This is a genomic window from Streptomyces sp. NPDC050806 (assembly GCF_055586425.1).
On the sequence record NZ_JBVJIF010000022.1, the window covers coordinates 1 to 25,588 of the forward strand.

Genomic DNA, 25,588 nt, shown 5'->3' on the forward strand with positions numbered 1-25,588 from the left:
CCCGCGGAGCGGGTCCACCAGCCGCAAGCGGCTGGAAAAGAAAGGCGGCAATAAATTGCCGCCTTATTCCCGCGTAAACGCGGGAATTGAATTCCGCAAGCGGAATTCAATGAAGAAGTGATGCAATTCGCGCAAGCGCGAATTGCGGGAGGCCCCGCAAGCGGGTCCTCCTTGGCTGGCTGCGAGGAAGGGTGCATCACGTCCGTATCCGTGTAAAGCCTGGAATCATGAGCCACAATCCCACCCTGACAGGACCTCAGGCCACCTGCCGGCACCCCACCGGAAGCGACACTCAGTCACATCACCATCCCCCGGTAGACCTGGAGCGGATCGCGCGTACGTCGCTATCGAATGATGTGCTCAGCATACCCCGACACGTCGCACAACAGCAGGACATCCGTCAAAGCATCACTCCGACGGGGGCAGTAGAGACAACGCCAGTGCATCATCGAGATGCAGTGTGTAGAGTCTGGAAGCGCAGCGCACCCTTCCCCGCAGATTCCCTCTCGTGCGTTCCCTTTCCGGAAAGGAGATCAGTGGACATGGCCGTGAAACTGCGTGACCATCAAATTGAGATCGTGGACGGCATCGTACGCGGCCTCGATGTCCCGCCCGGGGGAATCCCTGCGAATGGCCTGCGCGGGCAGGTCCATGCCGCGTGCGGGACGGGGAAAACCATCATGGCCGCTGCTGCGGCGCGCCGGCTCGTACCGCACGGGCGTGTGCTGGTCCTGGTACCGACGCTGGACCTGCTCACGCAGACGGTGAAGGCCTGGCACGACACCGGGCACACCGGGCCGGCAGTGGCGGTGTGCTCCCTTGAGGACGATCCGGAGCTGTGGAACCTGCGGGTGCGCTGCACCACGAATCCGATCCAGTTGGCTCTGTGGCACGGCCGGGGGCCGGTATCCATCTACGCGACGTACGCCAGCCTCGGCGTGCTCGCTGAGGCGTTTGAGGGTGCCTACGGGCAGCAGCTCGCACCGCTGGACCTGGCAGTCGTCGACGAAGCACACCGCACCAGCGGGTCACTGGGGAAGGCATGGGCGGACATCCACCACCAGGACGTCATCCCCGCGGCGCGACGTTTGTACATGACCGCGACGCCGCGCATCTGGCAGGAGCGACCGCCGGCCTGGGAGCAGCGGGAAGGGGTGCGGGACCGACTGCCGGCGGAGATGGCAGCCTCCATGGACGACGAAACGTTGTTCGGACCGATCCTGGCCAAGCTCACCCTCGCCTCCGCGGTCTCCCGCGGGCTGCTTGCGCGGTACCAGATCATCGTGGTCGAACTGCGGGACCAGGAGGTCACTCCCGAGCGGCTGTACGGGCCGGAGCGGCGTGAGGAGGAGGTGCGGGGGCAGCGGCTCGGCGCCCTGCACGCAGCGCTGCTGCGCACCATGGCCGAGCACGAACTGCAGACGTGCATCACCTTCCACCACCGCACGATCGAGGCGCAGGCCTACGCCGAGGGCCTGAAGCAGGTGGCAGCGAAGCTGCACGCCGACCAGCCCGAGAAATACCCGGCGAAGACGAAGATGTGGGCGGACTGGCTGTGCGGCGAGCACTCCCCCGAACGCCGGCAGCAGGTGCTCGCGGAGTTCGGGTCCACGGCCCGGCGTGCGGTGCTGTCCAACTGCCGCGTCCTGGGTGAAGGCGTGGACATTCGTGCGGTGGATTCGGTGGCGCTCCTTGATCCCAAAGGCTCGCCACACGACATCGTGCAGGCGATCGGCCGGGCCCTGCGGCAGAAGCCCGGCGAGGCGAAGCTCGCGTCGCTCATCGTGCCGATTTTCCTGCCGCCCGGAGAGCAGCCGGAGGAGGACATGTTCACCTCCGGGGCGTACCGGCCGCTGGTGAAAGTCCTTCAAGGGCTGCGAGCGCACGATGAGGAAGCCGTGGAATTGCTCGCCATTCCGCAAGAGCCGCAGAAACAGGCCGTGGAACCCTCGCAATACATCGGTGTGGAGCCCGAGGAAGGGGAAGAAGAGTCACGGTTGCTGCTGCGGTTTGCCGCTCCGCGGGATCCGGTGATGGTCGCGGAGTGGGTCAGCTTCAATGTGATCGACACCGAGCGGCAGGACTGGGCCCGCGGCTACGCCGCACTGAAGCGGTACGTGGAGCGAGAGGGGCACGCCCGGGTGCCCTACGACCACAAGGAGCCGCCCGGGCCGTACCCGCTGGGGCAATGGACGGCAGAACAACGCCGTGCGTACGGGGGCGGGACTATGTCGGGTGCGCGCGCCGAGCGCCTGGAGAAGCTCGGCATGATCTGGGACGCCACCGATGCCGCCTTCGAAGAGAACCTCGCCGCGGCCCGGGCCTACTTCGAACAGCACCACACTCTCGCCGCACCCCGGCCCGCCACCGCCCTGGACAAGCCGGTCGGGCAATGGCTGTCCAACATGCGCCGGCCCGGCGCACTGGACGGGCACCCGGAGCGGGCGGAGGCGCTGGCCGCGATCGACCCGGACTGGAACCCGACCTGGCCGATCGACTGGCAGAGGCACTACGCCGCGGTGCGCCAATGCCTGACCGGCGGGGCCGCGGTCGCCGACCTGCTGCCCGGTGTCACCGTCGACGGGGCTGATGTCGGTCGGTGGCTGGCCCGGCAGCGCGAACACACCACCTGGGCCAAGCTGTCGGCCGGGCAGTGCGAGCGTCTGGAGCAGCTCGGCATCGCACCGCTCCCGGCGCCGGAGAAGGCGGCCGCGCAGGGCCGCGGGAGCGGTTCTGGGGCCTTCGAGCGGGGCGTGGCGGCCCTGCGGCAGTACAAGACCCGTATGGGCTCTGTGACCGTCCCCAGGGCCCACGTAGAGGCCCTGGAAGAGGGCTGGGACGGCGACGGCGCCGAGGCCGCCGAGGTCCGGCTGGGCGTATGGCTCTCCAACAGTAAGACCCGGCGCGCCAAGCTCACCGTGGACAAGCTCGCCCAGCTCGCCGAGCTCGGGCTGGACTGGGCGTAGGGCATTTCGTAGGAGGTGCAGCAGCGGTCGGCCAGATTTCTGCCCGGCCGCTGCTGTCTGCGGGCATCGCCGCCGCTCTAGGGGCTGAGAGAGCCGCGGTCTCGCCAGGATGCGATGTGGGCGTTGTGGTGGGTTAACGGTTCGGCCAATCTCTGTGGAAGGGCGACCACATGGCTGGTCCCGTCCGGGGCAACGATCCCTCCGGTGTGCCCTGCGCTCGATGTCACAGCCACCTCGGGCTGCGCTCCACCCCCACGAGGACGCCCGTCTCCGAGCGGGCCGGGACCGGCCCCGACCGTGCGGGGCTTGCCGCGGACGCGCTGTGTACGACGCAGCCGAGGAAGTTTCGGTCGTGCCTCGAGCAGGAGCCTTTCTCCATGTCCCGAACGGGCAGTCCCCAGCCCGTCCTTGCCCGCCCGCGCGGTCGCCGTCTGGCGCGCCGTTGCCGGATCCTGGCTGTTCGCCTGCGTGCCGCCCTGTGGTGATGCATCGTCCGCTGCGCCCGTGACGGCTTCGGCAAGGCGTCAGATTCGCGCTCGGCCTGGGCGCGGTCGAGGTCGCAGGCTGGTTCCTCCTCGGCCTGTGGCTCGGCGTCTCTTTCACGGTGCTGATACGCGCGCGCCTCGGCCTGTGATGAGCACCGCAGCGGCCGTCGCACACGACCGTCTGGGCACGACCGCGGTACTACGGGGGCGTCGTCGTTGGATTGCGCGTGCGAGCGTCCGTGGCCCGGGAGGTTGCCGACGTGCTGAAGGAGTCTCAGTCGGCGCCTGCCTGTCATCGGGGTCAGGTAGCTGATGACGGCACTTGGTCGGGGGGCGGTGGGTGGCGTCGGCAGGTTCTCTCGTGGGCGGCAGCCTGTGCTCGGTTTTCGTGGTGACCTTGCACCCGTAACCTGACATTCGTAAGGTGACACATGTCAGGTTAATAGTGTTGCGGGCGGCGTGTGCGTGCTGCCGACCGCCGGAGAAGGTCGAGGAACACGTGAAGATCACCGTTGACGAACCCAAGTGCTGCGGCGCGGGCCAGTGCGTGCTGGTCGCCCCGGAGGTTTTCGACCAGAGGGACGAGGACGGCATCGTGGTTCTGCTGGAGGCCGAGCCGCCCGAGGCGGAGTACGCCAATGCACGCGAGGCCGCCCAGGTGTGCCCGGCCGCGGCAATCCTCATCGAGGAGAGCTGAGGTGCCGGAGTACGGACCCGTCCGCCGCTTGGTCGTTGTGGGTGGCTCGGCCGCGGGGCTGGCGGTCGTGGAGGAGGTGCGCCGACGCGGATACGCCGGGGACCTCACACTGATCGACGCGGAGCCGGGACTTCCCTACGACCGTCCGCCGCTGTCCAAGCAACTGCTGGCAGGACAGTGGGAGACCGAGCTTCTGCTGCGCCCTCAAGAGCAGCTGGACGCTCTGGCCTTCACCCACCTCGCCGGTGTACCGGCAGCAGGGGTGGACACCAGGGCCTACACGGTGACGCTGGAGGACGGCCGGAAGGTCCCCTTCGACGCACTGGTCCTCGCCACCGGCGCCGGCGCGGTGCACCCGCTCGCTCTGGGCGCCGGCCTGTCCGGGGTGCAGGTGCTGCGCAACCTCTCCGACGCTCTCCAGCTGCGTGAGGCTCTCGGGCGCGGCGGACGGCTGGTCGTCGTGGGTGCCGGGTTCGTCGGCGCGGAAGCCGCGGCGGTCGCCCGGGGCATGGGCGTACCGGTGACGATGGTCGACCCGCTCCCCCTCCCCATGGTCAACGTCCTGGGGGACGAGGTCGCCACGATGCTGGCAGAGCGTCACCGCGCCGAGGGAGTGGACCTGCGGTGCGGAAGGGAGGTCACCGAGGTGCTCTCCCAGGACGGCCGGACCACCGGGGTCGTCCTGGACGACGGTTCCACTGTGGCGGCGTCCACGGTGCTGATCGCAGTCGGCGCCCAGCCCACCGTGGGCTGGCTGGAAGGGTCGGGCATCCCCCTCGGCAGCAGGGAACGGGACGGCGTCGAGGGCGTGTTGTGCGACGCCCGTGGCCGTGCCGCCGAGAACGTGTGGGCGGCCGGCGACGTCGCCGCCTGGCAGGACCCGGCCACCGGTCGCTACATGCGCAGCGAGCACCGGCTGGCCGCCACCGAACAGGGCCGGCTCGTGGCGGCCGCCGTGTGCCGGAGCGAGCCGGCGCAGCAGCCCCTGCCGTACTTCTGGTCCGACCAGTACGACCTCAAGCTCCAGTCCTACGGCGCCACCGGGCGGGACATGGCCTTCGCGGTGGTCGAAGGGTCGCTGGACGAAGGCCGTTTCGTCGGCGTCTACGGCCACCCGGGGGCCGCAGGAGAACCGCGCCGCGTCGAGGGGGTTGTGGGCAACGGCATGGCCCGCGCCCTGCGCATCTGGCGGAAGGCCGTCCTTGACCACGCCCCCTGGCCCGACCTGGCGACAGCCACCGGCACAGCTTCTTGAAGCAAGGAGCGACATCGGCCACACCCTGGCCCTTCCGGGCCGACTCACACCTTACGGAGAGCGACTTGACCACCACTGAGCAGACCGCAGCCGCCCAGGACGCGCCGTTCTTCCCGGCCCCCCGCAGCTGCCCCTTCAGCGCGCCGCCGCGCTACACCGAGTTCCGGGAGGCCGGCGGGCTCCACAAGGTCACCATCTGGGACGGCTCCACTCACTGGCTCGCCACCCGGCACGAGGACATCCGCGCCGTGCTCTCCAGCTCCTCCTTCAGCGCGGACGTGCGCAAGCCCGGCTTCCCGCTGGTCCACTCCAACCAGGCCGACCACGAAGGCGGGATGTTCCTGCGCCTGGACGATCCGGAGCACGCCCGGCTGCGGCAGATGCTCACCAAAGAGTTCAGCGTCAAGCGCACCCGGGCCATGCGCAACAAGATCCTGGAGATCACGGACGAGCTGATCGATGCGATGCTCGCCAAGGGCAGCCCCATCGACCTCATCCAGGACTTCGCGCTGCCGATGCCTTCGCGCGCGATCTGCCTCATCCTCGGCGTCCCCTACGAGGACCACGCACTCTTCCAGCAGCACGCCAACGCCGGCACCGACCTCGACGTCAGCCACGAGGAACGCGCCCGCCTGCAGCACGAGGCGTTCCAGTACTACTCCCAGCTGGTGGAGCGCAAACGCCGCGAGCCGGCGGATGACATGGTCAGCAGGCTCCTGAGTGACCACGAGGGGCCGGACGGCTTCGCTCCGGAGATGATGCCCGTCCTGGTCTCGCTCCTGGTCGGCGCGGGACACGAGACCACCGCGAACATGCTCGGACTGGGGACCGTCGCCCTGCTGCTCAATCCGGCCCAGCGCGACCGCCTGCGCGACCGCCCGGAACTGGCTCCGAGCACGGCCGAGGAGATGCTGCGCTACTGGAGCATCGTCTCCACCGACCCCCGCCGCGTGGCCACCGAGGACACCGAGATCGGCGGACAGTCCGTCCGCAAGGGCGAAGGAGTCATCGTCTCCCTGATAGCCGGGAACCGCGACCCCCGCGCCTTCGGTGCCGGCGAGGGAGAATGCCCCGCCGACGAGATCGACATCAGCCGCAGCGCCCGCCACCACATCGCCTTCGGCTTCGGCTCCCATCAGTGTCTCGGCCAGAACCTGGCCCGGGTCGAGATGCAGGTCGCCTGGCCCCGGCTGTTCGAACGCATCCCCGGCCTCAAGCTCGCCGTCGATGCGGGCGAACTTGCGTTCAAGAAGAACTCCATCGTCTACGGCCTCACGTCCCTCCCGGTGACCTGGTGAACACCGTGTCAGAAAGCCAAGTTTTCAGCGTCGGTGGACACACCGACGGCCGCGGCACCCGCATGGCGGGCAAGGCGGCCCTGGTGACCGGTGCGGGCAGCTCCGGCGACTTCCTCGGCACAGGGGCAGCCACCGCGATGCTGCTGGCAGCCCAAGGAGCGACCGTCGGCATCCTGGACGTCAGTGTCGAGCGCGCCGAGCACACCCGGTGGCTCATCGATGACCGGGGCGGCAACGCCGTCATCCTCACCGCGGACATCACCGACGAGCAACTGGTCCAGCGTGCGGTGCATCACTTCGCCGACATCGCCGGCGGCCTGCACGCCGTGGTCAACAACGCCGGCATCAGCGGCGAAGGGGACATCACAGCGACCAGCCGGGCCGACTGGGACCGGGTCTTCGCCCTCAATGTCACCGGCGCCATGCAGGTGGCGCGATCCGCCCGCCCCCACCTCGTCGACGCCGGGGGCGGCTCCCTCGTCAACATCTCCTCCATCGCGGCGCTCCGGGGGTTCGGCAGCGGCGCATACGGGCCGAGCAAGGGCGCATTGCAGTCCCTGACGACCGACCTGGCCTACAGCTGGGGGCCGGACCGCATCCGCGTCAACTGCCTCGTCCCCGGCCACCTCCACACCCCCATCGGTGACCACGGAGGCGAGGAAGGACGCCGCATCCGCCGCGCGGCGAACCTGCTCGGAGTCGAAGGCACCGCCTGGGATCTGGCCTGGGCCGCCCTTTTCCTCGCCGGCCCGGAATCACGGTGGATCACCGGCACGGTGCTGCCCGTCGACGCGGGCACCACCACCGCCACCGTCCTGGGCATGCTGCCCCGTATCGCACAGGCCCGAAGGGACAGATCCGATGACTAGCCACGGCACGCCCGACCGCAGAGCCGCAGGCGAGCAGGTGGTGCGCGAGATGTTCGGCGAGGGCTTCCTCCACAAGAACATGACCTCGCCCGCCGACGGCAACGGGCCCCTGGCCGACACCGCCCGGCTCGCCCTGGAACAGTGCTTCGGCGAGATCTGGACCCGGCCGGGCCTGGACCGCCGCAGCCGCAGCCTGGTCACCCTCGGCGTCCTCATGGCACAGGGACACCAATGGGAAGTCCGCAACCACGTGATGGGCGCGCTGGCCAACGGGCTGAGCCCCGAGGAGGTCCTGGAAGCCGTCATCCAGACCATCCCCTACATCGGGCTCCCCGCGGCAGGCCAGGCCATGTCCACGGCCCTCGGGACAATGACCGAGACCTAGCCCGCCGGGACCTGGTGGGGTGGTCTGCAGGCAAGCGCCTGAAGACCACCCCACCACACGGCTATCGCAGAATGTGACACATGGACGACGACACCACCCCCGACAGCACCCGCAGACGCAACCCCCGCGGCCAGGGCGAGCAGCTGCGTGCGGACATCCTGGCTGCCGTGGCACGGCTCCTCGACCAAAAGCTCTCCGAAACCCCCCTGCCCGTGTCCCTGCGCGAGGTCGCACGCGAAGTCGGCATCGCCGCACAGAGCATGTACCTGCACTTCACCGACAAGGACCAGCTCGCCCGCGCCGTGGCCGAAGACGGCTACCAGCGCGTCGTCGCCGCCATGCGCGACGCGGACGCCGAGGCAGCCAGGGCCGACGCCGACGCGGGCGGACGGCTCCGCGCCCAGGCATGCGCCTTCTGCACCTTCGCCGGCAACGAGCGCGGCGTCACCCGGCTGATGTACGGCCACGACGCCTCCACCTTCGCAGAGCCCGGACAGACCCACCCCGCCCGCCTGCTGTGGCAGCAGTGGCTCGACGCCGTCCACGCCTGTGAGGAAGAAGGCCTGCACTGGCCGGACGGCCCCGAAGAGACCGCCATGATCCTGTGGTCAGCGCTCTTCGGCCGCTTCGCCCTGTGGACCTCCACCTTCGGACAACACGACCCGCAGATACTCACCGACTTCGCCGAGCGCACCGTCGACGCCATCGTGCGAGACGCCCGCCGTTGACCAAGCACCTGTTCCTGAACTGCGTCACTCACTGGATCGCCTTCCGTACAGGAGGCGTTCATGGTGCGGCTGCACCGGCCGACCTACCGGCTGGCGCGGCTGCTGGCCCGCGGCGGGGAGCCGAAGAGGGTGACGGTCGCGCGGACGGGCACCGGTGGTTCGCCGCCTTCAACATCCGCACCCCCACACCCCCGCCGGCCCGCCCCACCCGCCGGCAAGTCCAAACGGCGCGGTCGGGGTGGACCTGGGAGTGGAGGTATTCGCGGCGACCTCCAGCCCCCTGGTCCTTGGGGAGGGCAAGACGCAGCTGTGCGCCAACCCCCAGCACCTGGACAACCGCGCGGCTCGGGGTGGCGGTGGCGGCCCTGCCGGGCACCCGCAGCCCGGCCCGGCTGGAGCAGAACGCGGCCGCGCTGGAGCTCACCCTGGACGCCGAGGCGCCGGCCGCGCTGGACCCGCTGAGCGACCAGGTGACGGGCGAGCGCTACGCCCCCGCGCACACCGCTGAGGTCGCTCGGGGTTAGCCGGTGAACTCGACGCGCACGACGTCCAGCTCGACGACGTCGTTGACGTTGCGCCCACCGGTGACCTCGCCGGTCACGACCGGCCGGGGTCGGGCCGGCGGTGCCCCGTCCTGCTCGACGCCAGGATCGCGCCCCGGTTGCCGCAGCCCGGGGCGATCTCGCCGTGGGAGACCGGTGCCCGGCGCCCGTCCGCGCCCACCGCGAGCACGCCGACGCTCAGCCATGTGTCGTCAACCGATCGTTTGGCGACGGGGTGGGAGGCGGCGGGCGGAACGACGGAGGAAGCTGACCGCCCCGCACCGGGGGCGGGGCGGGGCGGTGGTTGTACTTCGAGGCGCCGCAGGGATCCGTGCGGGGCACTCACGGCCATCCCGGATCAGGTCGTTTGCCTGTGAATGGAGAGCACAGCACTGAGTGCGGTGGCGCCGTCGAGGAGGGCTTTGGATCGAGCGGTGATGCTGGCGTCCCTGGCAGCCAGCGCCGAGACGACATCCTCCGATCGGCGGGTTCGCCGTAGCTCGGGCATGAGGGCCCGAAGGGGCGTGATGCGGTATCCGGCCTTGCGTAGTTGGTGAACGATCCGCGCATCCCGCACCTGAGTCGGTGTGTATCGTCGCGTGCCGCGCACGGGGTCGCGGTCCGGGATGACGAGAGCTTCCGCATGCCAGTGCCGCAACGTCGAAGGGCGCACGCCGAGGGCGGCGGCGAGTTCGGCGACGCTCATTGAGTCCGACGCGCGCACGTCTTCGATCGGCTCGCTGGAGATCACGTGGGCGGCTTCCTTGGCCTGCCTTAGTTCCGCGCGCTCTGCATCGAGCCGGGCGTGCGCCGTGTCGAGAAGGGCAAGCGCCTGCGAGGTGGGGAACTGGTGGAAGGCCCGAACGATCTTCTTGGCCTCAATTGGCCCCACGCCTGCGGCGAGGGCTTGGTAGGCCAGTGCGGACTGCAGATGTACCTCTCCATAGATTCGGTAACCCGTGGCCGTGCGTGTCACGGGCGGAAGCACACCGTCGCGCTCAAGATTGCGAACTTGCTGAACGGAGCACCCGACGCGCCGCGCGACATCAGCGGTACGCATTTCACCTGATTTGAGACTTGGCATCCCGGCATCCCTCAATCTTGGCCTCAAAGTCTCCACCAGCACTTCAATGCAACGCTAGAGCCCATGACCATCGACGAGATCATCAGCTTCGTGGGCGGCCTCGACGGCGTCCTGACCATCAGGCCCGCCCCCGGCGACGGCACGCCGGAAATCAGCTGGGGCGACACGTTCTTCCACTACGCCCCTGACGGCGCCGCTCCGACGGCGGCCCAACCGTTCGCGACTGTCGTGACCAAGAACTACCCCGGCGACGAGGCATCGCGTCTGGACCGCCCGGACACTTTCCGCGTGAATATCGCTGCCGGGACGGAAGCGTTCACCCAGTGGACCGGTCACGCACCACGCGAACCGGCCTCCGCCGAGGTCGACCCCAGCGCCACCGACACCGTGATCGCGCACCCCGTCTACGGCACCGCCGGCTGGCTGGCAGTGGTGAACCCGGGCGAGCGCACCGAAGCGTCAACACGTGAGCTGCTGCGTGCGGCCCATCACCTCGCACGCTCACGCCATGAGCGACGCGCTGAATCAACAACGCGATGAAGGATCTGCTGAAGGATCTACGGACCGCGGCGGGAGCGGGCTGAGAGGCCTACGACAGAGCCGACCCCCGCCGCCCAGCTCAAGTCATCACCAAGGGCCGAGGCCCCGCGGTTCAGGCCTGCGGCGGCGTCGCACCGGGCAGCTTCCCGGCGAAGTCCCACCACTGCTGGACGGTCCACACGACGACGCTGGAGCGGTCGGTGGACATCCGCAGCCACACCTCATCTCCACCGGGCATGCGGGCCACCGGGCATGAGGGCCACCTCCACGTGCGGGTCGCCCCAGGTGCCCACCGGGTACATCCACTCCATGCCGTCGGGCCAAGTCCGCATCGCCACCGTGCGCACGCTCAACGCGGCGGCGAAAGCGTCCAGGGCGCCCTTGGGTATCCGCACCTCCGCCGGCTCCCGCTCGATCCCTGCCACCTGTCCCCCTGCCTCGTGCATCGGTATACGCTTCGGGCCAGGACCACGGCGGCGTCACGCTTGGGTCCGTCACTCATGGCCGGTCAGCGCATCGGCTGCTCCATCGGCACCGGCGCCCCGAGCTGAGGGTGTTGGCCGGAACTGGACGACACACCGTAGGGCGGCCCGGGGAAGGCGGTGCGGCCGCTGGGTCGTTTCTGACGGCTCCTGCTGACAGTGGCGGATCGTTCCCGGGCCGGCCGCGCATCCGTCCGGACCGCCTCCGCGGCGATGAGGCGCACTTCAGCCGCCCCACCCGCAGTTGCCCGCCGGTGGGGCGGCATCAAGTCGGCCATTGCCGATCCCCGCGCCACGCGACCGCGGCGGCCACGAACGAGGCCACCAGCGGACGGCGGTCCTGCTCGACCCAGGCGAGCACCACGCGGCTGGGCGGCGCGTCGGACACCGGGACGCAGACCAGACCGGCCGGGGCCGGCGAGGCCAGGGAGCGGGGCAGCACCCCGATCATCCGGCCCACCGTGATCATCTGGAGCAGCTGGACCGCGTCGGCGACCTCGGGTCCTGTGCCGTCGCCGCCGGGCACTCCCTTCCAGCGTGGCAGCGTCTCGCCCTCCAGGTCGCACATGCGCACCGAGGCGCGCCCGGCCAGCCGGTGTCCGGCCGGGACGATGGCCACGCGGTCCTCGGTGTGCAGCGTCTCGTGGGCCAGGCCGTCGAGGTCGTCGAACGGCGCGTAGAGCAGGCCGACGTCGGCCCGGCCGTCGTGGAGATGGTCGGCGCGGTCGGCCGGACCGCTGAAGACGATGTCCACCTGCTGCGCGTCGGGCTGGTGCGCGTACGCGGCCATGAGATCGGAGAGCAGGCCCGCGTCGCCGCCGGGTTTGAGTACGAGGCGCAGACGGGCCTGGCTGTCACCGGCGTGCCGGGCGTGCTGGACCGCGGCGCTGACCGCGTTGAGGGCGTACTGGCCGTGTTCCCGCAACGCCACCCCGGCCGGTGTGAGTTCGACGTTCCGGCTGGAGCGGAGGAAGAGCGGGACGCCGAGCCGGCTCTCGATGCGCCGGATGGCCTTCGACAGTGCGGGCTGGGCGATCGAGAGGCGGACGGCGGCCCGGCCGAAGTGCAGCTCGTCGGCGACGGCGATGAAGTACCTCAGCTCGCGGGTCTCCAGGGCAATCATGCCTCCAGGCTATCGCCGGATGACCAACCGGTCTTGGACGCGGGCGCCGCGCGGAGCCGAGAATCGCCGCATGATTCACCACACGATGCTCGTTTCCTTCGATCAGCCGCTGCCGGACGCCGAACTCGATCGATACCTCGTGGATATCAAAAAGATCCTTCTCGGCTCCGGGTCGGTGGAGTCGGTCGCGGCCCGGCGCCACCTTCCCGTCCCCGGCGAGGAGGCCATACCGGCCCTCATCGCGACCGCGATCGTGCAGGTGGCCGTCGCCGACACCGGCGCCCTCGCGAAGGCGTTCGCCGCGCCGGGACTGCACGAGATGATCGCCCGCTGGCAGTCCCGGCACCCGTACAAGGTCGCCTGGGCCAACCACGAGGCGCTGGCATGAGCGGCGCCTCACCGCGGACGGAGCCGGTCGCCTCCCCGAAGGCGGGGCTGGTCACCGGGGCCGGGAGCGGGATCGGGCGCGCGGCGGCGCTGCAGTTCGCCCGGAGCGGCGCCGCGGTGGCCGTACTCGACATCGACGCGGGCGCGGCGACCAGGACCGCCGAGGCGGTCAGGCAGTACGGAGGGCAGGCGCTGGCCCTCGCCGTCGACATCGCCGACGAACCGGCCGTCGAGGCGGCGGTCGCGCGCACGGTCGCGGCGTTCGGGGGCCTGGACTTCGCGGTGAACAGCGCCGGACTGGCCTCGCACAGCCGCAGGCTCGACGAGATGACCCGGGGCGAGTTCGAGCGCGTGGTCCGCGTCGACCTGACGGGGACCTTCCTGTGCATGAAGCACGAACTGCCCGCGCTGCGCGGCCGGGGCGGCGGCGCGATCGTCAACATCGCCTCCAACGGCGGCCTGTACGCGATTCCGGCCGCCCCCGCCTACGTGGCCGCCAAGCACGGCGTCGTCGGCCTCACCAAGGTCGCCGCGGTCGACTGCGCGCCGGACGGCATCCGGGTCAACGCCGTGTGCCCAGGACCGACCCGTACACCCGGCATCGAGGAGGTGGCGGCCGGCACCGACATGGCCGAGCGGCAGGAGGCGGGCACGCCGCTCGGGCGGCTGGCCACGCCGCAGGAGGCGGCCGCGGCGGCGGTCTGGCTCTGCTCGGACGCCGCGTCCTACGTCACCCAGATCGCCATGTCGGTCGACGGCGGACGGCGGGCATGAGGCTCGTCGCGGTCGAGGAGCACATGGCCACCGAGGCGTTCCTGCGGGACGCGCACGGCCTGGACGTCGTGCCGGGCGACGAGCCCGAGATGGCCCTGATGCGCACGATGGAGCGCACTCCCGCAGCCGCGCACCCGGCTCACCGATCTGGGCGCGGCTGCGGGAGATGGACGCGCTCGGGCAGGACACGGCGGTGCTCAGCCTCAATCCGCCCGGCGCCCAGCCCTACCCCGCGGCCGGCGCGGCGAGTCGCGGCCCGAAGGCTCTGCGAGCGAAGGCCGCCACCCCGCCGCCGTCGGGATGCCGGGCGCCCAGCACGGCGAACACCCAGGCGAGCGGCAGGCTCACTGCGACGAGCCCGAGCCACGCCAGTACCGACCCCGGCCCGGCGGCCGCCGCGGCCGTGGAGGTCAATGTCAGTGCTCCGGGCCCCAGCACCGCACCGATGCACAGGGCCGTACCCGTCCCGGCCCCAGGCCAGGCCGCCTCTCCACCATGCGCTCCGCTCGTTGTTCGGCTGATGAAGGCGACCGTAGAGCGATCAACCACAGTTGAGCCGAACCGCCGAAGGCAATTCGTTCGATGGACGAGCATGGCGGTCATGGACGAACTTGATTCGCTGCTCCTGGAACATCTGCAGCGCGACGCACGGATCACCCACAAGGAACTGGCCCGCCTCTTGGGTATCGCCCCGTCCACCTGCCTGGAGCGCACACGCGCGCTGCGCCGGCGCGAAGTGATCACAGGCCTCCATGCGGCGATCGCCCTGCGGGCACTCAACCGCCCCGTCCAGGCACTGCTGTCGATCCAGGTGCGCCCGCTCAGCAGGGACGTCATCGAGGGCGTCAAGGCGTACGTCAGTGCCCTGCCCGAGGTCCTCTCCGTGTTCGTCATCGGGCAGCGACGACTTCCTCGTCCACGTAGCCGTACCGGACGTCGACCAGCTGCACACCTTCCTCATGGACCGCTTCAGCCAGCGCCGGGAGATCGTCAACTTCCGCAGCAACGTGATCTACCAGCACGTCAGCAGCCGGCTCGTCAGCCCTCTGCAGAACACCACCATGTAGACAGCCCATCCAGACAGCTGCCCCGCATGCTGCCGAGTCCTGTCTCAGCCCAGCCAGGTGATGTCCAGCACGGACAGGGGCCGTGCGGGGCGGTTGACCCCATAGATCAAGGACAGCGGACCGATGGAGGCGCAGCGGACGTCTTCGCCTTCGGGGTCGCTGCGGTCCCACTGGGGCCAGCCCCAGGGGGTGCGGGTGGCGATGTCGAGGACGTCGCCGGCCATCTCCTGGCCGTGGTCGGGCAGCTCGTGCAGTACCTGGCCGGTTCGCGGACAGTCGTACCGACCAGGCCGGCTCGCTCACCGGCGGGGCCCGAGGAGGTCTTCGAGGGGGAGGAAGCCGGAGTCGTCCCGGCCGGAGTCGAGGAAGGCGTCGACGGCCGGTGCGGTGTCGAGACGGACCTGCCATTCGCGGATGACGCCGTACAGGGGGCCAGGCTGTAGCGGTGCCGGGAGTCCTCCAGCGCGCCTGCCCAGTCCCGCTCGAAGGCCGGCACCCAGCGCTCCGCGCGGCGGTCGGCGCGGATCCGCGCGAGCAGCTGCGCGGCGGCCGCCGGCGCGGGAGCCGGGGCGGACGCGTGCTCGGGCGTTGCGCTCATGACGTCCTCCAGGCGGTCTACGCTCTCACCGCACGCGGCCGCGGTGGGCCGAGGGAGGTTCGGGCCGCTTCCTTACCAGGGCTCCGGGCCGGGCTTGTCGGGGCGCATCAGAGCTTGGGCTGCGGCGAGGTTGTCGACGATGGCGACCAGCTTCCAGCGCTGCCCGTCCCAGCGGACCACTGCGCGGGGCACGTCGGGGTCGAGGTGGGCCGCGCGGGGCGGGCCGGGAGTGAGAATGAGGGCGCGCATGCGGCCTACTTGGTAGGTGCGCTGCAGCAGACGCCCGCCGAAGCGTGCGTCGCCCCACTCACTCATCGTCGCCGCCCTGGTCCTGGTCGTTTGGGGGTCTTCGATGGGCATTCCGCCGAGGCTGGCGCGCTCTTCCTCGATGAGTGCGCCGTTGCGCTCAGCGTCTTCCCGCCCCATACCGGCAGTGTCCCGCGCACCACACACCGTGCCAACTGCCGCCTGTGCGAGCCGTGGCGCCTTAGGGGCCACGGCTCGCACGGTGGAAGCGGTGGCGAGCAGCGCGTCGGCCAGTACCCGCTGTCAGGTCCTCAGGGGCCGGCCGAAAGCTGATCGTTTGCGGTGGTCAGCCGACCTGCTGGAGTAAGCGGGGCAGCGTCATGTGGGTGCTGCGCAGTGCAGTGGTGATAGCTCGGGCAGAGCGGTCGCGACATGCCATTACGAGGAGGCGCTGCGGGTGCGCAGCTCTTCGTTGATGCGCTGGGCTTCTTCGAGCTGGTCTTCGAGGATGATGATGCGGCAGGCCGCCTCGATCTGGGTGCCGGCATCGACGAGTTCGCGAGCGCGGGCGGCGATGCGCAGCTGGTAGCGGGAGTAGCGGCGGTGGCCGCCTTCGGAACGCAGCGGGGCGATCAGGCGGTGCTCGCCCAGGGTGCGGAGGAAGGCGGGGGTGGTGCCGAGCATCTCGGCGGCCCGGCCCATGGTGTAGGCGGGGTAGTCATCGTCGTCGAACTTGTCGACGGGGTGGGTACTGCGAGGGGGCATAGACCTCTTCTTCCGGAAATACGTCCGAGGGGCCCGGATGCCGTAACGGCACCCGGGCCCCGAGCGTTCAACACCATCTACCGGCCGGCTTCACGCCGGCCTTCGTTTTCCGCCTGTCCGCCTGGGAGGGCGCAGCTGCGGGGATCGCGGATTCTTGACCGGGGACCACCTTCCGTTCTGGGGCCTGCGGTACCCGGGCGGACGTCGTCCTCGCCCGGGCGATCCTGATGGTGTGTGCTCCTTACCTCATTCGGCTACTCGGTTTACCTCATTCGGCTACTCGGTTGCACTGCTGGATCCTGCGGGTACTGCACGCGGCCCCTCCGGGCCGCTCGGCCCGGCAGCCAGCGACAGGACCCACCACTTCCGGCCCCGCCACTCCGCCGCCGATCCGATGCGCGGCAGTTCATCTCTGCCGCGCCCTCTTCGACTTCCTGAGGACGCGAGAAACGTTACCCTCGCCACCCGCCCATGTCTACTGCCGCCACTACAGATTTACTCCATCAGCAGGAACGGGCATCCTGCCCTGCCCACCTCCGGGAAGACAACTCCCCCAGGCCTCCCCAGCCCATGGAGAAGCCCAGCCCCGCGGCCGCACCAGCAGATGGGCGGCCACCGGCGTCCCGGGCCGGCCAGGCCGAGCAGCTTCGCCGGCGCATCCGCTCGGCCCGGCACAACGACTCCGGGAAACCCCAGGGACGCCGCAGACGGGCTCCCCCAGTCGATCGCCGCCCGCCAGAGATCGAACACAGGACCCACGAGACCCTCGGCGACCCCACCTACACAGAGGCCTTCCACACCGGCTACGGCACCGCCCCGGACACCGCCATCGCCCACGCCCTCAGCACACCCTTCGGCTCGGAGGCCAAACCCCCGCAGACCACCGACCAACCGAACAGCAGCACCACAGACAAAGAGAGAGCGGCAGCGCCGACACTGCCTGCCCGGCCCAGCGGGTGACCCGTGGAGGCAATCATGCGTCTGCTCCATGATCAGTCAGGCCGCGAACGCCACTTGGGCGACACCACCGTACGGATTCACCGCCTGTTCGGCTCAGTGCCTGTGTCAGAACCTTGGAATCGAAGACCGGGGCGGCGCGCGCAAGCCGCCCTGACCCACGTCACGAGGTTCTGATACGGCTTCTCACTCGGACCGTTGGAGCGGGCGGTGCCTCGGGGCGCGGCTGCGAGACGCGTTCGTGTGCGCCGACTCGGAGGGCACGGGCTTCGTCGTCGCGGCGACCTTGTGACGGCTGGGGCCACCATCGGCGCTGAGCTGCTGACGGCAGCCAGGCACTAATGGGCGTTACCTGCTGCACACCGCGTAGACCGTGAGAGCGTCATCGCCCTCCGTTTCGGCCGTAGTCTCGGCGTACCAACCCGTTCCGTCGCTGGTCGGGTGGCTTGCCTCCATGAAGGCGTCGGACCTGAGGGTGCCGGTCCTGTAGTTGGTGAGCTTGTGGCCGCCGCCGGTGGCATAGGCCCCCCTGGGGCAGGTCGCAGTGGCCGCCCGGCTGTCGGTCTCTGTGACGATGATGGGCTTTGCGGCGATCCGCGCAGCGGGCTTGTCCAGGGCGCGCGGTGCGGTGGTCTCGGTAGATGAGGCGGCGAAGGCCGCCGTAGTGCCGCCGAGGGCGAGAAGCCCGGCGCTGGCTGCGAAGGCGATTCGACGGGCTAACAGCGTGCGCGTCATGTGAGTGTCCCCTCTCGGGCGAAGCTGTCTTCGTTTTCCAGTACGACGGGAGAGAGCGTGCCCGACTGTGAGCCCCGGGCAGAAGAGGGACCCCTCGTATGGGTGAAAGGCGGGGCGGAGGCGATTACTCCCTGCCCGAGAGGGCGAAACTCCTGGCCGCCCACCGCGGCTTCCAGGCCACTGGGGCATACGGGGTGATCCAGCGACGCTGCTGCCCGGTGCGTGCAACTGGTCGTCCTCGTGGTGGAGCCTGCCCTTGCCTTCGAAGGCACTTACGCTGTCTCCGTTCCTCCCTGAAAGGTTCCGGCACACGCACTCACCGCATCCGCTCTCGCCGTCATTCTCACCGGTGCACCGGATCAGCCGGCCGCCGGCTCGTTGCCATGGCCGAACCGCGGGACGTCGGCCGGGTCGAGGTCACTGCGGGGCGGAGCATCCGGAGCGGGTGCCGCCACCGGCCAGCGCCGTCCAGCGCGACGTCGGCGTCGACCTCAGCGACCAGTTCGGGGAGAACGGGGTCGACGTCGAGGACGTCGTTCGTATGCCGGCCTGCGCTGAAAGTGCGGCCGGTCCACGGGTGCTCGGGCCCGGCCGGGGTCAGCTGGGCGGCCAGGTCCCGGGCAAGGCCGGCGGCGAGCTGCGTGGTGCGGCCGGCCGCATCGAGGCGGCCGAGCAGCAGCGTGCCGGGGCGGCGCAGGGATCCAGTGATGGCGCCGACGATGGCCTCGGTGGACTCCCGTACCCGGTACTTCCGCCACCCGCCCGCACGCTTGCCAGGAAGATACGGCTGACCGAGCCGCTTGAAGACCGCGCCCTCGATGCCGACGACCGACCACGACAGCCACTCCCGCGCGGTCACCTCATCGGCGGTCATCGGGCACAACGTCCACGGCGGCCCGAGCCGGTGGTCGGCGAAGAGGGCCTCCAGAGCGGCGCGTCGCTCGGCGTACGAGCGAGCGGTGAGGTCGGTGTCGGCCTGGTGGAGGAGGTCGAAGGCGACAAAGTGGGCCGGGTGCTGCTCGGCGAGACACGCGGCGGTGGCCGGGCGGCGATTCAGCCGCCGGGTGAGGTGCTCGAAAGCGAGGCGCCCCTCAGCCCAGATGATCACCTCACCGTCCAGGAGAACGCCGTACGGCAGCTGCGCGGCCACCAGGTCCGGGAAGCCGGGCGTGAGGTCGGTGCCGTGCCGTGAGCGCAGCAGCGTCTGCTCCTGGTCGTGCGCGAGCAGCGCACGGAAACCGTCCCACTTCGGCTCCGCCGCCCACCCCGCCAGCAGGGCGAAGGTATCGACCGGCTGGGCAAGCATCGGCTCCTGCGGCATCCACAGCATGGTTGACACCTATCACCGCAGCTGCCCGGGATCGGTGCAACGCCGCCCCCGCTTGCTGCGCTTCTTCGCCAGTTCTCTCACAGGGCCAGTGTGAGAGCCCGTCGTGGTACCGATCGGTGGTGAGGTGGTGACCTTGGTGCGGCTGCTGTCGTTCCATGGCCGTGGCCCGAACAACGCCTTCACCATCCTTTCTCAAGCTGCGGGAGAGCGTGGACGCCGTCCTAGCCGCTGATGCATTGCGCGCTGAAGCCGAGCGGGACTGTCTGCGTCATGTGCGAAGAGCCGCGGCCGAGGGAACAGACTCCCAAGCAATCGTCAGCGAACTCGCCCGGGTACCGGATACTGGCCCGCCACCTGCAACAGCGTCCTCCTCGCCTGCCGCAGACGAGCTGGGCACGCTGGTGAAAGCATGCGCCACGAGGAAGGAAGCTCTGGTACCCCTCCATCGCGCTCGGATCCGTCCCGGCGACCGGCGCGCCATCAACGCCATCACCATGGAACTGGTCGAAGAACTGCGCACGCACGGCCTGCACCTCTCCCGCGCTCCGGCCTACCGTGCCGTCAAGGCGCTGCACCGCCCCTCAGCCTGCGGCAACTGAGACTGCCCTGCCGGGGCCGAGCAGCGCGCGGAAGCCGCCCTCCGCGGGGTCAGTTCCAGAAGTACGCGCGGATCATCGCTCTTATCGGGATGCGCGCCGGATCGGTCCACGGTGGCGTCTCGTGCGCCTCCCGCAAGTCGACGGCGAACGAGTTGGTGGCGTCCTTGTACTTTCGGAGACTTTTGGACGTCGCCAACACCATGCTCAGTTCGGTCCCCTGGTCCCACATCGTTCGCAAACACTCTTCGGCGCGAAGAACCAGGACGTCAGCGCTCGCTGTAACGCTTCCTGGGCCGGCTACCTTTACCCGGAGCAGCGCAGCCTTCAGTTCTCGCAGGGCCTTCTCCGCGTCCGTGACTGCCTTGGTTCTGTTCTCCTGGCTCTCGCCGGCATCCTGCTGAACACCAAAGAGCCGTGTGAGTTCGGCGTTCTTGTCCAGCGCGTTCACGTATGCCTGCTGGCGTTGGTCGCGTAACCAATGCCAGTGGTCTACCTGCCCCTGCCGACGCGTTGTCTTGTGCGTGACGAGCGCGGTGGCCATCGGCCCGACTGTCGCCACGGTCGCGCCGAGGACTGCTGCTATCCCTGCATCCATGCGCGCATTTTGCCCGGGAGACTGCGGGCGCTACATGTCGAACTGCGTAGTGCGTCAAAGAGTAGGCAGTATGGGCCGAGCGGGTCGCGTCCGAGAACTCGCTGAGCGGCCGGTGCCCCCTGTTCCGCCAGACAGGGCAAGCTCGGAGAGCCTGTGCTGTCGCCTCAGGCCCTCCGGTATCCGTGGGGGACGGGTACCGGACGCGCGTGCGTCAGCTGCTCTGTGGTGCGTCCTCGCTGCGGCGGATCTCGCACTGGTCGAGAAGACGGGCGAAGTAGCTGTAAGCGGCGAGCCGCTCCATGCCTTCCTGCTCGGTCAGCTCGTCGCGTGTATGCGTCGCAACGTTCCTGACCGTCAGGTTCAACCCGGTCGCGAGATCGTTGAGTGCTCCGGCCAGCGGCGCCAGGCCCCCGCGGATGCTCTTAACCGTCTGGTCTTCGTCCGAGCCGGGCCAGGCCAGCTTGGGTTTGCCGGGGCCAGGCTCACCCACGGAGAGGGTCTGCTGCCAGAAGGAGGTGTCGGACACATCGTTACGGCCCAGGCGTTCTTTCCAGTGCACGGTCAGTGCCTCCGACGCCTCCCGCACCGCGACCCGGTACTGGTGGGTCGTCCAGTGCGCGGCGGCCGCCGTCCAGATGACCTTGTGGAGTTCGGAGGGGGCAAACCCAGGCGATGCGGATTCCGAGGCGGCCTCGGCCTCCTCGATCATCGTGTTCAGACGGCCCCGGGCCCTGGCGGCCGTAGTACGAACGTCCTGGGGTGTGAAGAGCGCCTTCGGGGCTGACATCATCGACCAGTTTTCGATCGGGTCAACGACGCCCACGCCAGCTACGGCGATGTGTGCCCCCGTGACAGCGACAGCCCGGGCAGCGGCACCCGATGTCTCCGCCAGGTCCAGCTCAAGCCGGCGGACCGCCGCCTGGTCCTGTCCGTCCTTGGCCCAGACCGTCGGCAACAGCCCGCGCGCATTGACGTGGTCCGTCTCGACCTGGGTCTCCATCCAGCACTCGAAGGCCCGCTCGAATCTCACCACTGCGGCGAACAACCGCTTCAGATAGTCAGCGCTGTGCCTGCCCACAACTCCCCCTCCTCTGATCGTGTCCTCTGTTTCGGCACCCGAGCCTAGAGGAGCGCCGCACAGCCACTGCGTGCGGTGAAGATCAGGTGGGCGGGCGCCGTTCGGTCCGCCACGGCAGCGCTTCTGCCAGGTTGTCTCGCTCGTTGCTGGAGCACGGCGAAGTCGAGGCGGTGGTTGTGGAATGCGATGAGCTCGCCGTCCAGGACCCAGTCTTTGTCGATGCCTGCGGCCGCCTCGGCAAATTCAGGGAAGGCGGGGGTGAGGTCGATGCCGTGCCGGAGCGCAGCATCGTCTGCCCCTGGTCGTGGGCGAGCAGAACGCGGAGGCCGTCCCACTTCGGTTCGGCCGACCAGCCCGTCGGCAGGGCGTAGGTGTCGACGGGCTGGGCCAGCATCGGTTACCGCGGCATGGGCGGCATGATCGACACCCGCCATGCGGGCCGCTTCAGGTGCCGTGCGCGCGTCAAGGCGCAGCAGATCCTGCTCGTGTTGGCTAGCCCTTGGCCGGTCCATGCCAGATCGAAGATACCGAACGTATGGGGACACGCCATCGGTGCATAAACGAGTAGACCGGTTCCGCGGGTGGGTCGGCTCGCCGTTGCGTGAGTACTGGTGAGTGGATCAGCGGTATGAGCTGGGCGGCTGGCCGCGGAGCCGGTTCAGCCGCGTGACCGGCCCGGGGCGGCCGGATTTCCGAGGGCTTGGGGCGTGTCGGGTTTGGCTCGTAATACCAAGATCACGACATTGTCGGGCGATTTTCCGGACGGTGCCCCGAGTTACCTGCAGATCCTCTACGAAACTGTCCGTTCGGACATCAAATGCCCCGGAAGAAGCCACATTTGACCGAGTAGCTTCGAGCCTGTCGGTGTCACTACGCTCACAGAGCGCGAACCCAGGACCTTGGCCGGAATCGGGTTCGCGCTCCTGTAATTGAGTCAACAAGCCATCCAGTCGATTCGGCCGTCCACGTCGGCGTCGACCTGGACGGCTCGTAGGACCCTCTCCCACGTGCCGTCCGCCGACCATCGTCGATGCCTGTCATGGACTGTCTTCCACTTCCCGAACCGCGCTGGCAGATCACGCCACGGAACACCGGTGCGCTGCCGGAAGAGGATGCCGTTGATCACCCTGCGATGACTCTTCCAACGACCGCCTCGTCCCGCGTTCTTCGGCAAGTGCGGCTCAAGCCGAGCCCACTCCCGATCCGACAGATCACCCCGCCCCACACCAGCCGAAACGATGTTGCTGCCGGCCTGGTCACACGACCCATCGGACAGTGCCTAGTGCGACGCTCGGCGAGATCGTCGTTCTCCTGGCACGTGAGGCGGCCGCAGCGTCCACCTCGCCGACCAGAACCAACAGGCCCTCATCCTGGGTCATCAACCACACCGCAGGCCCGGGCAGCGACGAGATCCTGTCGCGGGTCGCCGCACTGGGCGTCGCGTCGTGTGGCACCGACACCGCGCCCGACGGACGCCGCCTGTGGGCCGTCCTCGACCTTCGACAGCGCCTCAGCGTGATGCGGGACGGCAGTTCCCTCACATAGGGGGTGGGCAGGGAACGACGAAGGGCTGGCCCTTGCAGGACCGGTCCTGTGGCGCGCAGCTTCTTCGTCAGCTTCGGGGGCGGGCGCTGCTTCGGCTTCGACGAGTGCTTACGGCGTAAGCACTCGTCGCTCTTGCGAAGCGTCTTCGGTCAACCTCCGTAGTCCAGATCCGCCCATGATCTGACCCGGTACACCGCAGAAACCTCGGGCACCAGCAAGATTGGCGAACGAGTTTTCCTGCAAGGAAATGCCTGGGTCCAGGGCACAGGCGGAAGGTGCGGATCACGCGACCAAGAAGGCGCAACAGCTGGCCTTCCTCACCAGCCATGCGCACGTCCTGCTGGCCATCGCCCACGACCCCCGCACGCGCCTCCGCGACATCGCCGCAGCCTGCTCCATCACCCCACGCACGGCCCAGAACGCCGTGACCGACCTCGAAAACGCCGACTACCTGCGACGCGAACGAACCGGACGCCGCACCCAGTACACCCTCCGCCCGGATCGCCCCATGCGGCACCCGGCAGAAGCCGGCCTGACCGTCCGCACTCTCCTGGACCTCACCTACCCGCACGAGCAGCCGACCGGTGAGGAGCCGTGACGTGCCCTGTTCCTCACCTCCCTCCTTTCTCCGTCTGTCGGTTCATGCGGAGACGGATCGTGGTGCCGCCGTGGTGGGTGGTGCGCATGTCGGCCGCGTCGCTGAGCTGTCTGATGATCCAAAGCCCGCGTCCGTCCAGATTGCCGGTGACCGGCGGCAGGTAGCCGGCCAGTGCGGTATTCAGCGTCCCCTGCGGGTCGGTGACCTCGCAGAAGACCTCGGTGCAGGTCGTCCATACCCGGCAGCTGCCGGGCGCTCCACTGTGGCGTACGACGTTGGCCGCAGCCTCGTCCACGCACACCAACAGGCTGTGAATCCGGTCGGCAGGCAGGCCTGCCTCCTGGGCGATGCCGGCGGTGAAGGCGCGGAGCTCGGCGATGTGCTGCGGCCCGTCGAAGCGGAACTCCTGGCAGTTCGAGGGCGGCTCGGGCAGCGGGACGCTGTCGCAGGCCGCGCTGAAGTCTTCCGGAGTGACGTGGGCGGGGTTGGGCCGGTGTGCCGCTCCGGTGGTCAGTGTGGGGTGGGTGAGCTGTGCCGTGTGCAGGACGCCGGCCGGCAGGGTGCGGGTGTCATAGGGGCACAGATGCCAGGCGCCGGTGGAGGCCAGCGCCAAGGTGAGCAGCGCCTCATACCGGCTCCACTCCCGGGCCTCCTCGGAGCTGAGCCCTGCCCAGGGCGTCTCCCCCAGCACCCGGGAGCGGCCGGGAGTGGCATGCGCTTGGTCGTGGAAGGCCAGCAGCGCCTGGGCGGGTGTGCGGTACCAGCTGGCGAGGGCGAAGGTGACCTCCTTGGCCCGCTCTCCCAGATGGTGCCGCAACAGGGCGGTGTTGTGCTCGGTGGTGGCGATGAACACCGGCTCGCCTGCGGTCAGACCGTCGCGGGCGAAGGGCATCGCGGCGGCCAGGAACTGCTCGTCATCACCGTAGAGCAGGAGGTGATGCGCGTGCGGCGGCGGGCCGGCCCTGGAGGTCTCACGGGGCTCACTCATCGCAGTCTTCTTCCAGGAGCGTAAGGGGAATCCCGGGCCGGTCCCAGCCGCAGGCGGTCAGCATCTGCGCGATGGCCGGTGTGCGGGTGTGCACAAGCAGGCGCCGGCCGGGGTCCAAGAGCTCGGCGTAGGTCACCACGGCATGCAGCGCGGGGAAACTGAGGAAGGTCACCTCACACAGATCCACCGTAATGTGCTGCGATTCGCCGTCGAGGGCGAGCAGGTGGCCGATGAGGGCGCTCTGGTTGGTCATGTCGACCTGGCCCACCAGGCGCAGGCCCGGGGGGTCGGTGGTGTGCCAGATACGCAGCAAGGAATCGGCGTACAGCGGTAGACGACGCACAGGAAGCCTCTCTCCTGCGCACACCACCGGAAGAGGTCCTGGCGCGAACATGCCCGCAAGCGTCCGCGACCGGGCGGACGGCGCTGCCGGACGGTGTGGCGGTCGGTGTGGCGGTCGGTGACCGATCACAGAGGATCGGGGAGCGTCCGATGGCGGCATGCCGCTGCCTCCTTCACGAGGCCGCCGAATGCCAGCATCAGAACCGCTCTCAGCACCGCTGGAGGCATCCACGGATACCCTCGACCGTACGCCCATCTGACGCCACAAAGCAGACATCCGCCGGGAAAATCAGTCCCCCGGCCCGGCATCCGTCAGGTTCGCTGTCCTCCCCGCGACACCAACGAGACCGCAGCCCCCGTCGCCGTTCCGCGTCCCTAGCGTAGAGCGCCGACCGAGCGCGGTCCTGTACGCGACGGCATGCCCAGTTCAAGAACAGGTGCGTGAGCTTGTTCCTTAACCTCTTCCGTCACGTTCGGTGATAGTCGCGGGGCGTTTGAGGGGCTTGCCGATGTCGTAGCGGGTGGTGGGC

28 protein-coding genes and 2 pseudogenes are annotated in these 25,588 nt (G+C 69.4%); 15 read left to right on the plus strand and 15 right to left on the minus strand.

The window, feature by feature from the left end:
- Positions 1-542 precede the first annotated feature (542 nt).
- The 8 genes from ACZ6WH_RS38585 to ACZ6WH_RS38620 all read left to right on the plus strand — a co-directional run bounded on the left by ACZ6WH_RS38585 (position 543) and on the right by ACZ6WH_RS38620 (position 9,207).
- Complete coding sequence (locus tag ACZ6WH_RS38585; protein WP_469734787.1) at positions 543-2,966, plus strand: helicase associated domain-containing protein; 2,424 nt, start codon at positions 543-545, stop codon at positions 2,964-2,966.
- Between the two features lie 984 nt (positions 2,967-3,950).
- A complete protein-coding gene (locus ACZ6WH_RS38590; RefSeq protein WP_469734789.1) occupies positions 3,951-4,148 on the plus strand; it encodes a ferredoxin in 198 nt (65 codons plus the stop codon).
- A gap of 1 nt (position 4,149) precedes the next feature.
- The gene (locus ACZ6WH_RS38595; protein WP_469734791.1) at positions 4,150-5,403 is read left to right on the plus strand and encodes an NAD(P)/FAD-dependent oxidoreductase; all 1,254 of its coding nucleotides are present in this window, start codon (positions 4,150-4,152) and stop codon (positions 5,401-5,403) included.
- A gap of 65 nt (positions 5,404-5,468) precedes the next feature.
- A complete protein-coding gene (locus ACZ6WH_RS38600; RefSeq protein WP_469734793.1) occupies positions 5,469-6,701 on the plus strand; it encodes a cytochrome P450 in 1,233 nt (410 codons plus the stop codon).
- Between the two features lie 5 nt (positions 6,702-6,706).
- Positions 6,707-7,570, plus strand: coding sequence for an SDR family NAD(P)-dependent oxidoreductase (locus tag ACZ6WH_RS38605; RefSeq protein ID WP_469734795.1), 864 nt, complete (start codon positions 6,707-6,709; stop codon positions 7,568-7,570).
- Positions 7,563-7,955, plus strand: a complete 393-nt coding sequence (locus tag ACZ6WH_RS38610; protein WP_469734797.1) for a carboxymuconolactone decarboxylase family protein — start codon at positions 7,563-7,565, stop codon at positions 7,953-7,955. Before ACZ6WH_RS38605 ends, ACZ6WH_RS38610 begins: the two co-directional genes overlap by 8 nt.
- Positions 7,956-8,035: 80 nt before the next feature.
- Positions 8,036-8,683, plus strand: a complete 648-nt coding sequence (locus ACZ6WH_RS38615) for a TetR/AcrR family transcriptional regulator (protein ID WP_469734799.1) — start codon at positions 8,036-8,038, stop codon at positions 8,681-8,683.
- 356 nt (positions 8,684-9,039) lie between these two features.
- Positions 9,040-9,207 carry an aldo/keto reductase gene (locus ACZ6WH_RS38620; RefSeq protein ID WP_469734801.1) on the plus strand — a complete coding sequence of 56 codons (168 nt, stop codon included), beginning with the start codon at positions 9,040-9,042 and terminating at the stop codon, positions 9,205-9,207.
- Between the two features lie 376 nt (positions 9,208-9,583).
- Here the strand turns inward: ACZ6WH_RS38620 and ACZ6WH_RS38625 are convergent, their stop codons facing one another.
- Positions 9,584-10,309 carry a MerR family transcriptional regulator gene (locus ACZ6WH_RS38625; RefSeq protein ID WP_469734803.1) on the minus strand — a complete coding sequence of 242 codons (726 nt, stop codon included), beginning with the start codon at positions 10,307-10,309 and terminating at the stop codon, positions 9,584-9,586.
- Positions 10,310-10,372: 63 nt separating this feature from the next.
- Between ACZ6WH_RS38625 and ACZ6WH_RS38630 the strand changes: the two genes are divergently transcribed.
- Positions 10,373-10,849, plus strand: coding sequence for a DUF6194 family protein (locus ACZ6WH_RS38630; protein WP_469734805.1), 477 nt, complete (start codon positions 10,373-10,375; stop codon positions 10,847-10,849).
- 112 nt (positions 10,850-10,961) lie between these two features.
- Here ACZ6WH_RS38630 and ACZ6WH_RS38635 read toward each other — a convergent pair whose 3' ends face one another.
- The 3 genes from ACZ6WH_RS38635 to ACZ6WH_RS38645 all read right to left on the minus strand — a co-directional run bounded on the left by ACZ6WH_RS38635 (position 10,962) and on the right by ACZ6WH_RS38645 (position 12,454).
- Positions 10,962-11,087 (minus strand): hypothetical protein, encoded by a 126-nt coding sequence (locus ACZ6WH_RS38635; RefSeq protein WP_469734807.1) that lies wholly within the window; start codon positions 11,085-11,087, stop codon positions 10,962-10,964.
- Positions 11,071-11,295 carry a hypothetical protein gene (locus ACZ6WH_RS38640; protein ID WP_469734809.1) on the minus strand — a complete coding sequence of 75 codons (225 nt, stop codon included), beginning with the start codon at positions 11,293-11,295 and terminating at the stop codon, positions 11,071-11,073. The genes ACZ6WH_RS38635 and ACZ6WH_RS38640 overlap by 17 nt, the downstream gene beginning before the upstream one ends.
- Positions 11,296-11,596: 301 nt before the next feature.
- Entirely contained in the window at positions 11,597-12,454 is an 858-nt protein-coding gene (locus ACZ6WH_RS38645) for a LysR family transcriptional regulator (protein ID WP_469734811.1), read from the minus strand.
- A 70-nt stretch (positions 12,455-12,524) separates the two neighbouring features.
- On the opposite strand from ACZ6WH_RS38645, the gene ACZ6WH_RS38650 reads away from it, so the two are divergent.
- Positions 12,525-12,842: a hypothetical protein gene (locus tag ACZ6WH_RS38650; RefSeq protein WP_469734813.1), complete on the plus strand. Its 318-nt coding sequence runs from the start codon at positions 12,525-12,527 to the stop codon at positions 12,840-12,842.
- Entirely contained in the window at positions 12,839-13,615 is a 777-nt protein-coding gene (locus ACZ6WH_RS38655) for an SDR family NAD(P)-dependent oxidoreductase (protein ID WP_469734815.1), read from the plus strand. The genes ACZ6WH_RS38650 and ACZ6WH_RS38655 overlap by 4 nt, the downstream gene beginning before the upstream one ends.
- Positions 13,616-13,840: 225 nt before the next feature.
- On the opposite strand, the gene ACZ6WH_RS38660 is transcribed toward ACZ6WH_RS38655, so the two are convergent.
- On the minus strand, positions 13,841-14,029 hold the full coding sequence (locus ACZ6WH_RS38660) for a hypothetical protein (RefSeq protein ID WP_469734817.1): 189 nt from the start codon (positions 14,027-14,029) through the stop codon (positions 13,841-13,843).
- 187 nt (positions 14,030-14,216) lie between these two features.
- Here ACZ6WH_RS38660 and ACZ6WH_RS38665 point away from each other — a divergent pair.
- Positions 14,217-14,300, plus strand: a pseudogene (locus tag ACZ6WH_RS38665) (AsnC family transcriptional regulator); the annotation flags it as partial.
- A 175-nt stretch (positions 14,301-14,475) separates the two neighbouring features.
- Entirely contained in the window at positions 14,476-14,682 is a 207-nt protein-coding gene (locus tag ACZ6WH_RS38670; RefSeq protein WP_469734819.1) for an Lrp/AsnC ligand binding domain-containing protein, read from the plus strand.
- A 44-nt stretch (positions 14,683-14,726) separates the two neighbouring features.
- Here the strand turns inward: ACZ6WH_RS38670 and ACZ6WH_RS38675 are convergent, their stop codons facing one another.
- From ACZ6WH_RS38675 to ACZ6WH_RS38710, 8 genes and pseudogenes are all read right to left on the minus strand, one after another.
- A complete protein-coding gene (locus tag ACZ6WH_RS38675) occupies positions 14,727-14,906 on the minus strand; it encodes a hypothetical protein (protein WP_469734821.1) in 180 nt (59 codons plus the stop codon).
- A gap of 446 nt (positions 14,907-15,352) precedes the next feature.
- Complete coding sequence (locus tag ACZ6WH_RS38680) at positions 15,353-15,706, minus strand: DUF6087 family protein (protein ID WP_469734823.1); 354 nt, start codon at positions 15,704-15,706, stop codon at positions 15,353-15,355.
- A 258-nt stretch (positions 15,707-15,964) separates the two neighbouring features.
- A complete protein-coding gene (locus ACZ6WH_RS38685; RefSeq protein ID WP_469734825.1) occupies positions 15,965-16,291 on the minus strand; it encodes a MerR family transcriptional regulator in 327 nt (108 codons plus the stop codon).
- 1,305 nt (positions 16,292-17,596) lie between these two features.
- Positions 17,597-17,983, minus strand: coding sequence for a hypothetical protein (locus tag ACZ6WH_RS38690; RefSeq protein ID WP_469734827.1), 387 nt, complete (start codon positions 17,981-17,983; stop codon positions 17,597-17,599).
- Between the two features lie 343 nt (positions 17,984-18,326).
- A complete protein-coding gene (locus tag ACZ6WH_RS38695; protein ID WP_469734829.1) occupies positions 18,327-19,313 on the minus strand; it encodes an ATP-dependent DNA ligase in 987 nt (328 codons plus the stop codon).
- 648 nt (positions 19,314-19,961) lie between these two features.
- Positions 19,962-20,507 carry a hypothetical protein gene (locus ACZ6WH_RS38700; protein ID WP_469734831.1) on the minus strand — a complete coding sequence of 182 codons (546 nt, stop codon included), beginning with the start codon at positions 20,505-20,507 and terminating at the stop codon, positions 19,962-19,964.
- A 211-nt stretch (positions 20,508-20,718) separates the two neighbouring features.
- Positions 20,719-21,585, minus strand: a complete 867-nt coding sequence (locus tag ACZ6WH_RS38705; RefSeq protein ID WP_469734833.1) for a TIGR02391 family protein — start codon at positions 21,583-21,585, stop codon at positions 20,719-20,721.
- A 946-nt stretch (positions 21,586-22,531) separates the two neighbouring features.
- Positions 22,532-22,810: pseudogene (locus ACZ6WH_RS38710) on the minus strand (IS5 family transposase); the annotation flags it as partial.
- A 50-nt stretch (positions 22,811-22,860) separates the two neighbouring features.
- On the opposite strand from ACZ6WH_RS38710, the gene ACZ6WH_RS38715 reads away from it, so the two are divergent.
- Complete coding sequence (locus ACZ6WH_RS38715; protein WP_469734835.1) at positions 22,861-23,130, plus strand: hypothetical protein; 270 nt, start codon at positions 22,861-22,863, stop codon at positions 23,128-23,130.
- 247 nt (positions 23,131-23,377) lie between these two features.
- Positions 23,378-23,728 carry a helix-turn-helix transcriptional regulator gene (locus ACZ6WH_RS38720; RefSeq protein ID WP_469734837.1) on the plus strand — a complete coding sequence of 117 codons (351 nt, stop codon included), beginning with the start codon at positions 23,378-23,380 and terminating at the stop codon, positions 23,726-23,728.
- A 13-nt stretch (positions 23,729-23,741) separates the two neighbouring features.
- Here ACZ6WH_RS38720 and ACZ6WH_RS38725 read toward each other — a convergent pair whose 3' ends face one another.
- Positions 23,742-24,716, minus strand: a complete 975-nt coding sequence (locus ACZ6WH_RS38725) for an anti-sigma factor RsbA family regulatory protein (RefSeq protein WP_469734839.1) — start codon at positions 24,714-24,716, stop codon at positions 23,742-23,744.
- Positions 24,709-25,029 carry an STAS domain-containing protein gene (locus ACZ6WH_RS38730; RefSeq protein WP_469734841.1) on the minus strand — a complete coding sequence of 107 codons (321 nt, stop codon included), beginning with the start codon at positions 25,027-25,029 and terminating at the stop codon, positions 24,709-24,711. The genes ACZ6WH_RS38725 and ACZ6WH_RS38730 overlap by 8 nt, the downstream gene beginning before the upstream one ends.
- Positions 25,030-25,588: the final 559 nt, after the last annotated feature.

What these genes read in the sequence shown, in the direction of transcription:
- ACZ6WH_RS38585 (WP_469734787.1), top strand. Translation starts at nt 543, where the DNA reads ATGGCCGTGAAACTGCGTGACCATCAAATTGAGATCGTGGACGGCATC.
- ACZ6WH_RS38610 (WP_469734797.1), top strand. Translation starts at nt 7,563, where the DNA reads ATGACTAGCCACGGCACGCCCGACCGCAGAGCCGCAGGCGAGCAGGTG.
- ACZ6WH_RS38615 (WP_469734799.1), top strand. Translation starts at nt 8,036, where the DNA reads ATGGACGACGACACCACCCCCGACAGCACCCGCAGACGCAACCCCCGC.
- ACZ6WH_RS38625 (WP_469734803.1), bottom strand. Translation starts at nt 10,309, where the DNA reads ATGCCAAGTCTCAAATCAGGTGAAATGCGTACCGCTGATGTCGCGCGG.
- ACZ6WH_RS38630 (WP_469734805.1), top strand. Translation starts at nt 10,373, where the DNA reads ATGACCATCGACGAGATCATCAGCTTCGTGGGCGGCCTCGACGGCGTC.
- ACZ6WH_RS38635 (WP_469734807.1), bottom strand. Translation starts at nt 11,087, where the DNA reads ATGCCCGGTGGAGATGAGGTGTGGCTGCGGATGTCCACCGACCGCTCC.
- ACZ6WH_RS38640 (WP_469734809.1), bottom strand. Translation starts at nt 11,295, where the DNA reads ATGCACGAGGCAGGGGGACAGGTGGCAGGGATCGAGCGGGAGCCGGCG.
- ACZ6WH_RS38645 (WP_469734811.1), bottom strand. Translation starts at nt 12,454, where the DNA reads ATGATTGCCCTGGAGACCCGCGAGCTGAGGTACTTCATCGCCGTCGCC.
- ACZ6WH_RS38650 (WP_469734813.1), top strand. Translation starts at nt 12,525, where the DNA reads ATGATTCACCACACGATGCTCGTTTCCTTCGATCAGCCGCTGCCGGAC.
- ACZ6WH_RS38655 (WP_469734815.1), top strand. Translation starts at nt 12,839, where the DNA reads ATGAGCGGCGCCTCACCGCGGACGGAGCCGGTCGCCTCCCCGAAGGCG.
- ACZ6WH_RS38675 (WP_469734821.1), bottom strand. Translation starts at nt 14,906, where the DNA reads ATGGCCGGCGACGTCCTCGACATCGCCACCCGCACCCCCTGGGGCTGG.
- ACZ6WH_RS38680 (WP_469734823.1), bottom strand. Translation starts at nt 15,706, where the DNA reads ATGGGGCGGGAAGACGCTGAGCGCAACGGCGCACTCATCGAGGAAGAG.
- ACZ6WH_RS38685 (WP_469734825.1), bottom strand. Translation starts at nt 16,291, where the DNA reads ATGCCCCCTCGCAGTACCCACCCCGTCGACAAGTTCGACGACGATGAC.
- ACZ6WH_RS38690 (WP_469734827.1), bottom strand. Translation starts at nt 17,983, where the DNA reads ATGACGCGCACGCTGTTAGCCCGTCGAATCGCCTTCGCAGCCAGCGCC.
- ACZ6WH_RS38695 (WP_469734829.1), bottom strand. Translation starts at nt 19,313, where the DNA reads ATGCTGTGGATGCCGCAGGAGCCGATGCTTGCCCAGCCGGTCGATACC.
- ACZ6WH_RS38700 (WP_469734831.1), bottom strand. Translation starts at nt 20,507, where the DNA reads ATGGATGCAGGGATAGCAGCAGTCCTCGGCGCGACCGTGGCGACAGTC.
- ACZ6WH_RS38720 (WP_469734837.1), top strand. Translation starts at nt 23,378, where the DNA reads ATGCCTGGGTCCAGGGCACAGGCGGAAGGTGCGGATCACGCGACCAAG.
- ACZ6WH_RS38725 (WP_469734839.1), bottom strand. Translation starts at nt 24,716, where the DNA reads ATGAGTGAGCCCCGTGAGACCTCCAGGGCCGGCCCGCCGCCGCACGCG.